The sequence below is a fragment of the Vibrio sp. D420a genome (assembly GCF_030248625.1).
Classification (GTDB): domain Bacteria; phylum Pseudomonadota; class Gammaproteobacteria; order Enterobacterales; family Vibrionaceae; genus Vibrio; species Vibrio fortis_A.
Genome location: NZ_JAHGAN010000017.1, coordinates 123,051 through 134,611, shown reverse-complemented (window position 1 = coordinate 134,611; position 11,561 = coordinate 123,051). Strand labels below are relative to the sequence as shown.

Annotated in this window: 8 protein-coding genes and 2 pseudogenes; 8 read left to right on the top strand and 2 right to left on the bottom strand. The window is 42.4% G+C overall.

From position 1 onward, the window contains the following. Positions 1-187 precede the first annotated feature (187 nt). Positions 188-523 (bottom strand): annotated as a pseudogene (gene greB / locus KI743_RS12900) (transcription elongation factor GreB); the annotation flags it as partial. A gap of 302 nt (positions 524-825) precedes the next feature. On the opposite strand from greB (KI743_RS12900), the gene gmtY reads away from it, so the two are divergent. From gmtY to greB (KI743_RS12880), 4 genes are read left to right on the top strand one after another with little or no spacing between them, the layout of a single operon-like run. After that, a complete protein-coding gene (gmtY, locus tag KI743_RS12895) occupies positions 826-2,151 on the top strand; it encodes a gamma-mobile-trio recombinase GmtY (protein ID WP_285466733.1) in 1,326 nt (441 codons plus the stop codon). Beyond that, a complete protein-coding gene (locus KI743_RS12890) occupies positions 2,151-5,954 on the top strand; it encodes a VPA1269 family protein (RefSeq protein WP_285466730.1) in 3,804 nt (1,267 codons plus the stop codon). Before gmtY ends, KI743_RS12890 begins: the two co-directional genes overlap by 1 nt. Before the next feature lies 1 nt (position 5,955). Then, positions 5,956-6,579, top strand: coding sequence for a gamma-mobile-trio protein GmtX (gene gmtX / locus KI743_RS12885; protein ID WP_285466729.1), 624 nt, complete (start codon positions 5,956-5,958; stop codon positions 6,577-6,579). 18 nt (positions 6,580-6,597) lie between these two features. Further along, positions 6,598-7,077: a transcription elongation factor GreB gene (gene greB / locus KI743_RS12880; protein WP_285466728.1), complete on the top strand. Its 480-nt coding sequence runs from the start codon at positions 6,598-6,600 to the stop codon at positions 7,075-7,077. Here the strand turns inward: greB (KI743_RS12880) and KI743_RS12875 are convergent. Beyond that, positions 7,074-7,388 (bottom strand): helix-turn-helix transcriptional regulator, encoded by a 315-nt coding sequence (locus tag KI743_RS12875; RefSeq protein ID WP_285466726.1) that lies wholly within the window; start codon positions 7,386-7,388, stop codon positions 7,074-7,076. The two genes, greB (KI743_RS12880) and KI743_RS12875, sit on opposite strands and share 4 nt — an antisense overlap. Positions 7,389-7,491: 103 nt before the next feature. Between KI743_RS12875 and KI743_RS12870 the strand changes: the two genes are divergently transcribed. The 4 genes and pseudogenes from KI743_RS12870 (at position 7,492) to KI743_RS12855 (ending at position 11,453) form a co-directional block, all read left to right on the top strand. Then, on the top strand, positions 7,492-8,022 hold the full coding sequence (locus tag KI743_RS12870; protein WP_285466725.1) for a hypothetical protein: 531 nt from the start codon (positions 7,492-7,494) through the stop codon (positions 8,020-8,022). Then, a pseudogene (locus KI743_RS12865) lies at positions 8,016-9,176 on the top strand (DEAD/DEAH box helicase); the annotation flags it as partial. The gene KI743_RS12870 and the pseudogene KI743_RS12865, both read left to right, overlap by 7 nt. A gap of 481 nt (positions 9,177-9,657) precedes the next feature. After that, positions 9,658-10,332 carry a hypothetical protein gene (locus KI743_RS12860; protein WP_285466716.1) on the top strand — a complete coding sequence of 225 codons (675 nt, stop codon included), beginning with the start codon at positions 9,658-9,660 and terminating at the stop codon, positions 10,330-10,332. A gap of 11 nt (positions 10,333-10,343) precedes the next feature. Then, complete coding sequence (locus tag KI743_RS12855; RefSeq protein ID WP_285466715.1) at positions 10,344-11,453, top strand: XRE family transcriptional regulator; 1,110 nt, start codon at positions 10,344-10,346, stop codon at positions 11,451-11,453. The last annotated feature ends 108 nt before the right edge of the window (positions 11,454-11,561 follow it).

The following is an 11,561-nucleotide window of genomic DNA, read 5'->3' as shown; positions in this document are numbered from 1 at the left end:
CATGGACACCGCTAGGATGGCGATGACAAAAGGAAATCGGTTAAAGGATTTAGCCAATATCAAGGAAAGATGCAGGGAGCACCTTATCTCAATGAGATAAATAGTGGCAGGAAGGCTACGAAAGAACTTAACCCCGTAGGGCGCAAGCCTCACGGGGTTTCCTTTTATCTAGAGCCTTGAAAAGTCTCTATGGTGTATAGTGAATCGCATTCACAAACCACTCTTTGTCGCCCTCTGGGGTACGCACCGTGAACTCATCATCCACTTCTTTCTTGAGCAGGGCTCGTGCCATCGGTGAGTCGATCGAGACATAGTCTTTGACACCGCCATAGATCTCATCTGGGCCTACAATACGAAATGACTTGGTATCGCCGTCGTCATTCTCTATCTCAACCCAAGCACCAAAAAACACTTTGCCTTCTTGTTGCGGCGAGTAGTCGACAACCTTTACTTGGTCGAGTCGTTTTCTTAAATAGCGAACGCGGCGATCGATCTCACGTAGGCGTTTTTTATTGTACTGATATTAGTTCTACTCTTAAGAACGTACTAATAGCTGCAATACTACTTCTAACTATCTGTTATTAAGTTGGCCTCTTTTTATAGTTGAGTCATTTGAATTAGTGAGAACCATTAACTATATACTAAGTAGTATGTTAAGAATTCCTTAGTATTTGAGGTGGCCTATGAACTATGACAAGCGATGGACGAGTTGGCGTGAGTTTTTGGAGAACAGTGGTCGACTCTCCGATTGTGATGATCGAGAATGTAAGAATAAACAGCAGTTTAAGCATATACCTATAAGTATGACTGCCTATTACGACAAGAATGGCATGGCTACTTAAGACAAACAAAGAAATGAGCTTCGTGATAAAGCGAGGGGTGAACTACAAAGCTAGTGCAAGTCGGCCCTCATTTCGCTTTCCTGCGCTTTTTACTGAAAATGGTTTGCTGATTTCTCATTTGAGATTTTTGTATGAGAATCGCTACAAATCTCAGTCTTGGCTTGAGCGCAATACCTTCGCTGTAGAGCTTCTTTTAAAGTTTATAGAGCGCCAAGTATCAAACTTTTCATCGGTTACAGATTTGCTCAGAGCTTTTGTTGAAGCACTACAGTTCGGAACTATTCAAAATGGGCAAGATGACTCTGGTTTGTTCTGGTCTCCTCGAAGAAGTGAAGATGTGAATGTTCTTCTTCGTCATATCACTGATTACTGCGACTACTTAGACACAATCCATGGTACTGATTTACCGAAGCTAAATCCTTTGAGGAAAGCAACTCATGCAGAAGAGCGTTTGCAATGGTGTGCTTACTACAGAAGGCACAGTCGTAGCTTTCTGAATCATTTAGCTAAACCATCCCGACAGACGTTCTCGGTTGTTAGAAAGATTCGAGGACCTGAGAGGCACCTAGTCGATATCGAAGCAGTATATCGCTTTCCAGAAGATAGAATTGAAGACTTATTTTTGCACGGGTTTGTTTCTACCTCTGGAGAGCCGGATTATAGTAGCCAGTTAATCGTAATGTTGATGCATTTTGGTGGGCTACGATTGTCAGAGTGCTTTCATATATATACCGATGATATATCGATAGATCCACAATCAGGTTCAGCTCTGATATCGGTTTTCCATCCTAGTGATGGAAAGTCTCCAGATGAACGTTTCAGTAAACGAAGTGAATTCTTGGTTAACAAATACCGACTGAATGCAAGGAATGAGTACTCGAGAAACCATAGGCTCTACGCTGGCTGGAAAGGACCTTTGCTTACAAATCGCAACCTGTCCTTTGATGTAATGTTTTATCCACCAAGCAAAGCAATTAAATTTACTCTTTTACTGCAAAAGTACCTTTCGACTAAACCCGCTTCAGAATTCCCGTTTCTATTTGTTAACTCAAAAGGTAAGCCTGAAAGCAAAAAAAATTTCAATCAAAAGTACCACAGAGCAGTTCGACGAATCGGACTTGAACCTTCCAAGTCACTGGGGACAACCCCGCACGCACATCGCCACTCCTATGGGTATAGATTAAGCCAAGGGGGCTTTTCTCAGCTAGAAATTCAAAAAGCGATGCATCACAAAAGCCCTGATAGCTGTTTGGTCTATTTGAAACCTTCTGACGACGAGGTTCGTCAGCAAATGAGAAACAGTCACTGATGAAAAAATTCTACAAAACTATAAATCAAGCAAGTAAAGCGGCGACAGGATTGGGCATTCAATCGTTCCAGGAATATAAGCAGCGTTACAAAGAAGATGAGCGTCTTCCCTCGAGTCCATATCAAGTTTATGCGGCTGACTGGGTTGATTGGTTTAGTTTTTTGGATAAAGAAAGGCGGCTTTTGTATTCGACATATGTAGAGGCTAGCGAAGCGGCGAGAGGATTGGGTATTCAATCGTTCCAGGAATATAAGCAGCGTTACAAAGAAGATGAGCGTCTTCCCTCGAGTCCATATCAAGTTTATGCGGCTGACTGGGTTGATTGGTTTAGTTTTTTGGATAAAGAAAGGCGGCTTTTGTATTCGACATATGTAGAGGCTAGCGAAGCGGCGATAGGGTTGGGTATTCAATCGTTCCAGGAATATTTGCAGCGTTACAAAGAAGATGAGCGTCTTCCCTCGAATCCATATCTGATTTATGCCGCTGACTGGGTTGATTGGTTTAGTTTTCTGGACATAGAGAAGCGGCTTTTGTATTCGACATATGCAGAGGCCCGCGAAGCGGTGATAGGATTGGGCATTCAATCGTACCAGGAATATAAGCAGCGTTACAAAGAAGATGATCGTCTTCCCTCGCATCCAAAGCAGCATTATGCAGTTGACTGGGTTGATTGGTTTAGTTTTCTGGGTAAAGAGAAGCGGCCTTGGTATTCTAAATATGCAGAGGCCAGCGAGGCGGCGATAGGGTTGGGTATTCAATCGCAGCTGGAATATTCACAGCGTTACAAAGAAGATGAGCGTCTTCCCTCGAGTCCATGTCAAGTTTATGCTGCTGAGTGGGTTGATTGGTTTAGTTTTCTGGATAAAGAGAAGCGGTCTTTGTACTCGACATATGCAGAGGCTAGCAAAGCGGCGATAGGATTAGGCATTCGATCGAAGCAGGAATATTCGCAGCGTTACAAAGAGGATGGACATCTTCCCTCGCGTCCAAGTCGGTTTTATGCGGCAGACTGGATTAATTGGGTTCATTTCTTATTGCCCAGCGAAGTGTCTAATCTAAAACAGTTCAAAACAGCATGTGCGATTTTAAAAATTAAAGACTCATCTCAATACCGAGTTGCACAAAAGAACTTTCCTCAATTACCTTCCAAACCTGAAAAAAGAATACCCCATTGGAACAATTGGTATGATGCTCTCGACATACCTAGACCGTATGAGTACGACGAATTAGTGGCTTTAGTTCGGCATAAAGGCGTTTCCAGTCTTGCAGAATATGCGAAGTTTCGTGCTGAATCTAGTGACCCTAGAATGCCAGCTAAGCCAGAAGAATATTACCAAGGGAAGGGTTGGACGAATGCTTATGACTTTTGGGGAGCGAAGCGACCATATCAAGTTAAGTATTTTACTGATGAATGGTTTTTGTGGGCGGAGATGATAAAAGAGTTTCTCAAGTCTGCACGTGGTGGAGATACCAAAGCCAAAGACTTATGTGAATTTGTTCGTGAATACATCGAGCCAAATGGCTTTGAAATATCTCCATTAGAGTTTCTCACTCGTCGCTCGACAAACATTCAACCAATGCTCAATCTGTTTGAACAAGTTCCAGTGACAAGAAGAAAAAAATGGGCGTTCTCAATCAATGAATTCTTAGATTGGGTTATCTCGAGTTACCTTATTTTGGAAGACTCTGATACCGGAGAAATTACTCGCATCAAGGGTGCTAAAAACCCTTTTAGTCTCATTAACTTTAGTGGGGTGACTGTTCCTCAAGTTGTCAATGAAACAGACAAGATGGCTCTGCCCTATCAATATGTAAAAGCAGGGCGAGAGTGGATATTTCCATTGGACTCTGTAGAGAAAAAGTTGAGCTTTCGGGATTTGGCTCATTTGCATCGTTTTTCATCAGATTGGGTACAGATCAACGATAGTTCTCTCCTAGATAAGAATGACCCTGATTGTGTTTTCAAAGTTGAAAATGGAAAAACTTATCTTTGGTTTCCAGCATACTGGACCTATACGTACTCACTTATGCAACTCCCTGCGAGAGGGATGCAGATCGTCTATTGCGACTCTGGAGAGGCTGATCAGGAACTCGCCGACTTCAAGAATAATAAAGTCGTTTGGAAGAAAAATAGGACTATGTTAGCTGGCCTAACCAATCGGCAGAGTATGGTGAGTAAGTTAGGGCAAGAAGAGTTCGGTGTTCATTATACGTCGAATAAAACTAAGTTTGATGGTTCGGGTTACACGATTCCCTTCATGCCGCTAGATCTAGCATATTGGTTGGTAAAGCTTAGAAAGTGGCAACAGAAATATAATCCACTAGAGGAGCCAACTAAATGGCTTGATTGTGAGCGCACCAATTTAAACGAAGTACAGCGCAAGCAAAAAGGGTCCAATAGTTTTTTATTCCGCGACTATCTAGAAAAAGAGCCAGGCACATTTGGTGGCAGACTAACTACGCGGCTTGCTGCTGCTCTATATTTCTCTGGTAAGAATGATATTAAAACGGCTACCTATAAAGGATTGAAATACAATCACTCTATTGAAGAGTTGGAAAATAGACAAACGATACCGCTTTCATATTTCAAATCCCCTTACACTCCACACTCAATGCGTGTCAGTTTGATTAACGCATACGCGTATGAGTTCGGTATCCCTTTGGAAGTCATAATGAAACTGGTAGGTCACTCCAGCATCATAATGACTATCTACTATACTAAGAGTGGTAAAACAGGCGCCAACTTGCGAGAAAGAATGGAGGTGGGAGAAAAGGAGGCGATGAGCAAAGCAACTCAGATGCTCAAATCCTTTGTGGAGCAGCAGCGAATTGAAGAGGTGAAATCACAGCTGGTAGGTTCGTCTTTGGATCTACTAAATTCATTAGACAATGCTCGACCGGCCTCCAGTTATCTTTGGAAAGACTTTGGTATCTGCCCTGTGGGTGGTGCTTTTTGCTCGGAAGGGGGCTGTCCTGTAGCCACAAAAGCCAACATATATCACCCAGTGCCAGCAGGTTATTTGGGTGAGCAGAACTGTTTTCAGTGTCGATTCTTTATTACCGGCCCGGCTTTTTTGGTTGGACTTGCCGCCATGTTTAATGAGATAAGCTTAGCCGTAAACACTCAATCCATCCGTTACACTTCGCTTGGGAAGAAACTTGATAGTGTTGCAGAGAAGATAGATGTCATTGATCATCAACTTTACAAACTTAAAGCGGATAGCTCAGAGAAGTTGGCTTTGGAGATCGATAGACGTGAGTTAGTTGGAGAGCGTATCCACTTGAACTCGGAAATTGAAACACGAGCGAAGAAGCTAGATTTGTACCTCTCAGACATGAATGTTATTCACCGACATATCCATAATTGTCAAACTCTTATGCGTAACGCTAAAGAAAACACGGAGAACCACTATCAACTTATTGTACCGCATGAATGCACACTGGGTGTAGAGCTAGACGAAGTGAGTAGTTTTCATCAGCTATCAGAGGTATGTTCGAACGCTGAGCTGTATCATAGTTGTAGTGATGATTTGGCAGTAACCAGACGCTCCCAAATGATCGACAAAATGATGATCGAGAATGGTATTCAGCCACAACTCTTCTTATTGTCAGAAGAAGAGCAACTCTTAGTGGGGAACCAGCTAACAGAATTAATGCTGACACGTTTGAAAGGCTGGGAGAACGTCGACCGTCTTATGGATGGGAGTCTGACCTTAAAAGACTTATCGATAGATAGCCATTTTGATGAAAAGACAATTCGTGAATTGTTTGAGAAGTCGAAACCACTAAAAAGGGTCGGTTAGCATGTCAGAAATTACCCCTGAGCAAGTACTGAGTCAGCTAAAAAAGAAAGCTTCATCTCGGGTGCAGAACTCATTAGAGGCCGTGTTTACAATATGCAAGGAACAACAAGAACGGGGACTGAACGACTTTAGTTATTCAACGATAGCTCGTCTTGGAAAAGGGCGAGGTGTCCCTCGTGCACAAAGCATCCGAAACAAAACCGGTGAATCGTACCGAACCTTAATTGCTAGCTTCAACTCTGCAACAAAAGACCAACCTAGGCCGGTACGAAACACCTCAAAAGGTAAGGTGCACGCTTGGATAGATGAACTAGACGATCCAGTAGTTAGGCTTCAAGCCAATATTCTCTACTCTCAGAAAAAGGAAGCGGAGCGATTGCTCAATGAAGTGGTGCCTATCAATCAGGTCATTGAAGTGTTCGATAATGTTGATGTATCCGTCGCGTCTATTAAGCTCACCGAACTGGAACGAAGCGCATTGGAGTTCCTTATTTCTAATGAGTTTTTGCGCAGACATCAATTGGAGCTTGGAAAAAATGGCAGTATAGTCTCGAGTGATACTCAGAAGTCTTTTTTCCCTGTTGCGACTTTGGACGCGATTAAAAAGGCGCTGCAGAACTTATAGATAACTTGGATTGTAGAAGTGAAAACAAAACTAATCACCAGAGAAGGTTATAACAAACTCAAAGCGGAGCACGACCATCTGTGGAATGAGAAGCGTCCAGAGATCACCAAAATCGTCACGTGGGCAGCTAGCCTTGGTGATCGCTCGGAAAATGCTGACTACACCTTCAATAAACGCTTACTTCGTCAAATAGACCGTCGCGTGCGCTTCCTTCGAAAGTTCCTCCCTGAGGTGACTATCGTAGACTACTCGCCTCAACAAGAAGGAAAGGTCTTTTTCGGTGCCTGGGTTGAGATTGAGAATGAAGCCGGTGATGTGAAGACATTCAGAATTGTTGGACCTGAAGAGATCTATGGAGACGCAAAAGATTACATCTCGATTGATTCCCCGATGGCAAGAGCGTTGCTTAAGAAGGAAGTTGATGATGAAGTAACGGTTCGTACACCAGAAGGTGACAAAGAATGGTTCATAAACTCGATTCGTTATAACAACACCTAGTTTTCCTCAGAATTACTCAACTTACGGATAAGCTCCTGCCTTTCTTCCTCACTTAGTTTCGCAATCAAGCAAGCTAACTTGGCAGAGCTTTCGTCCTCACAAAAAAAATAGCTCATAGGAACACCTAGTTCATCCGCAATCAATTTTAGTGTTTGGACATCAGGCGCATGCTTTCCTTTTTCGTATTGGTTCATGCGTGGACTTGCTGTGCTTTCATCCATACCTATTCGAACCCCCAAGGCTTTTTGAGAGAGCTTAGCTTCTTTACGCGCTTCTTTGAGGCGTATTGGGAGAGGGTTTTTGAATGACACTTATTGCTCATATCTTAAAGCTCAACATTACTAAGATTTTCTTAGTTTTACCGATTTCTGTATACTAAGCAATCCTTAGTATTTTGGTTGGTATAACTGGCACATGAAACGTTCTGTAAAAATCAGTGCAGTAATGCACAAGTTGTTGATTGAAGAAAGAATGGATGGATTTTCTGTTATAGAGGCAAGGGACGTCTCATTAAATGATGGGTGTGGTACACAGAGCCTTGATGAAGCTCGGAAGAAAGTTTATCGCCAGATATGGCAATATCAACAAAGAGGTTGGCTTCGAAGCGAAGGTGAAGGAAGGAACAAAAGGTATTTTCAAACCGAACAATTTCTAGAGCTCGAAGTTGTACCTCGAAGAAAATCTGAACGTGAAGCTTCGGTAAAGCAATCTGCATCGGACTATTCCGTGCTATTTCGAGAGAGTAACGAATACAAAGGTGAATTGGAGATCGTGCTTGGTGAAATCGATGAATACCATTCATTAAGGTGCCGCTTCCCTGAGCTTGAGAGCCGCTTAGTTCCACTATTACAGCAAGCGAGAGAACGTTCAGCACACTTGCTTGGGAAGATGAATGGGCTAGAGAATGTTCTTAAAACTCTATCGGAGAGCGACCAACCGTGTTAAGACAATGGCAGGTAGAATGTTCTGAAAAAGCTATACAGAAATTCAGGGGAAATCAACAGCACTTCTTCTGCCAAGCAACTCCTGGGGCCGGCAAAACGGTGTTGGCGGCAACAGTTGCATCAAGGTTGCTTAACAATGATATGGTCGACCTTGTATTGTGTTTTTCTCCATCTTTAACAGTTTCCGATGGAATCAAAAAGACCTTTTCCCAGATACTGAACTGTACTTTTAATGGGGGACTAGGTTCGATTGGACAATCATTAACGTACCAATCCATTCAATTTCTTAATGATGATTTTTGGAAGGCGTTACGAAAACATCGAGTATTCGTTGTATTTGATGAAATACACCATTGCTCTGGGTCTGAACTTGAAAATGCGAACGTTTGGGGCCAACAAGTGCTTACGAAGATTCAAGAGCTCGCGACCTACACTTTAGCGCTTTCCGGTACACCTTGGCGTTCAGATGCATTACCGATAGTGATGGCACAGTACAGCGACCCTGATGGGCAGATCTTGGTCGACTATCAATACACTCTTAAGCAAGCTGTTTCGGACCATGTTTGCAGAGCACCAAAGATTGTACTCGCAGATAATGAACACCTGTCGGTAACCTGCGACGGTAAAGCAAAATCGTTTTCATCGATTCTTGATCTGCTAAAGCAAACTAAAGCTCCCTATCAGAGCGTAATACACAATCAAGAGGCCATGGAATACCTGCTTGGACTTGGCTGTCGAAAGCTTGCTGAGATACGTACACAAAATCAGGATGCAGGAGGGCTAGTCGTAGCCTCTTCTGTTCAACATGCTCAAGAGATTAAAAAGATGCTTTTGGAAAAGTATCAACAAACCGTCTCCATTGTGACCTATCGTCACGAGGCTCCCCTGGCTGAGATTGAACGCTATCGGAAGGATAGTACTCAGTGGATAGTTAGCGTTGGGATGATTAGTGAAGGTACTGACATTCCCAAGCTTCAAGTTTGCTGTCATATGAGTTCGGTAAAAACGGAGTTGTATTTTAGGCAAGTGCTTGGCCGAATTCTTCGAGTAAATGGGGAAGCTAACCAGCAGGCGTGGTTGTTTACTTTTGCAGAGCAGAGCTTGATAAAGTTTGCTGAGAGAGTAGGACAAGATATTCCACAGTCTTGTATGTTTATTGGGGCGGACACTCCCGAGATATTTATAGCAAGTGATTCAGGACGTAAGGTGTCTGTCAACGATTTCAATGCCGATTCAACGAGTAACCATACAGATTTGAGATGGAACAGTGTCGCTGAACGTAGTCGCACGGTAGGTGACGTCGCGAGCACTCCTGACGAAGTTCAGTTTGGCGGGTTCAAGCAGCGTATTATTTCAGCATTTCAAACAGTTCAATGATGGAAATTTGTTGAAGTATTGAGTCGATACTTCCAACACTGGTAGCCTTCTTATGGTTTTAACTACATCCAATATGGAGTGTCGCTTTTTCTGTCAGTAAGGAGATTGGAGTGTTACTAACCAGCCTAAAGTCATTTTCGAGTTAGAGTAAAATCATACACACTTCATTTCTTGTTTTTGCCTACAAGTGTAGGTTAAAATAGGAAATGGGCGTTGCAGCTCGAATTAAATTAAATCGTAATAGGTAAGGTTTTTAGTTATGAACTCCAGTTTAGTAAAATTTTGGGAGCAAGAAGGTGGCTCCGCACAAGATGAGTCAGTTCTAGGTATTAATACCCAAGTGTTTAAAGATGCAATCTTAAGTGGGATTGCTCAATACAATAGTGTAAATAAGTTCCACCCAATCACAGCTGGCGGTTCAAGAGCATGGGAAGAAATCGTTGCGTCTTTCCGTCAAATGGTTGTAGATCAGTGCGTTGGTTGGAAAGCTATTCATCGAGATGGTATGGCTCAACTAGTTAATGCCGAACAACAGCTGACGATAGTTGTTACAAGTGGAGATACTAACACTGGCCTTGATAATGAAGTTCAGCCCAAAACTCGTAACCAAAAAGGACAAGCTACAAAAAATATTGTAGAAGCTAACTACCCACTATTTGAAGATGTTGCTACTATTGATGAATCAATAAATAGTGTAGATAATCATCAAACATGGGTGTTTTTATACGCTATAGACAAAGATAAATTGGAAGTCAGATTTGAACTGTCGTTACCGACGGAAACACAGCTATCGGGTGCGAAGGGTAGACTAAAAATATCACAATGGTCTCAACGGTTTCTTTTTGAACCTGTACCACTTGAGGGCCAAATTTCTAAAGCAATGCAGCCAACATTTACTGATGAAACCGATTTTTTCGACCCCATTAGAAAGTAAGTAGTAAAGAAATGTCAGTAAAATTTAATCCATCTAGGCTAAAGTTAGCTAGAACGCGAAGACAGCTAACCTTCAAATCTTTAGCGCAAGAAGTCGGTCTAACACCTAGGATGGTATCAGAGTATGAAAAAGACTATTGCAGCAGCGAACCACCTGAAGCAACAGTGCAGGCGTTTTCTCGCGCCTTGAATTACCCTGCAGAATTTTTGCTTGATGATGATGCTATCGAAGAAGTAGCTAGAGAAACAGTATCCTTCAGATCTCTTAAAAGTATGAAAGCTGCACAAGAACATGCAGCTATCGGGGCTGGTCAGATAGGGGTACTGATTAGTGAGTTCTTTGAACGTAGTTTTAATATGCTCAACGCTAATGTTCCTGATTATCGTGATATAGAACCTGAGGTTGCGGCTCAGATGTTGCGAGCTGAATGGAACCTTGGTACTGCGAGTATTAGTAATATGGTTCATTTACTAGAAAAGCATGGTGTGAGAGTATTTTCGTTAGCGGAGAATACACAAAGTGTCGATGCTTTTTCTTTTTGGAAAGGGACTACACCTTATGTGTTTTTAAACACTCAAAAATCTGGGGAGAGAAGCCGGTTTGATGCTGCCCACGAATTAGGTCACCTCATTCTTCATCAACATAACTCTCCACAAGGAAAAGACTTAGAATCTGAAGCCGATAGATTTGCTGCAGAATTGCTAATGCCGAGAGCAACCGTTTTACCTTACAAAGGTTCAATGATCACCATCGAATCGATTTTGAAGCTGAAGCATTACTGGAGGGTATCGGCATTTGCGCTGATTGTACAAATGAAGAACGTAGGTGTGCTTTCCGAGTGGCAGTACAAGAATCTAGTGATTCAAGCAAGTAAAATGGGGCTGAGAACCAGAGAGATAGATGGAATAAAACGAGAGACGTCTCATGTTATTAATAAAATTCTGGCAGCCCTCAGTGAAGATGGTTGCTCTATAGTGGACGTAGCAAAGAGTCTATGCCTACCCGTTGATGAAGTTAGTGGACTCTTGTTTAAATGTGCAGTTGTGCCTAGCACTGGCTCGCAATCATCTAATGTCACGCTCTTTCCAAAAGTACGCCCAAAGTTGAGTGTCGTACGATGATATTTAAAGGCTTCATTTTGAAGCCTTTTGGATGTGTAACGATAAGCTCTGATATATCTAAAATTCATCAACGCTAGTCTCAAATCAAACTCAAAACAACGTTGTTTC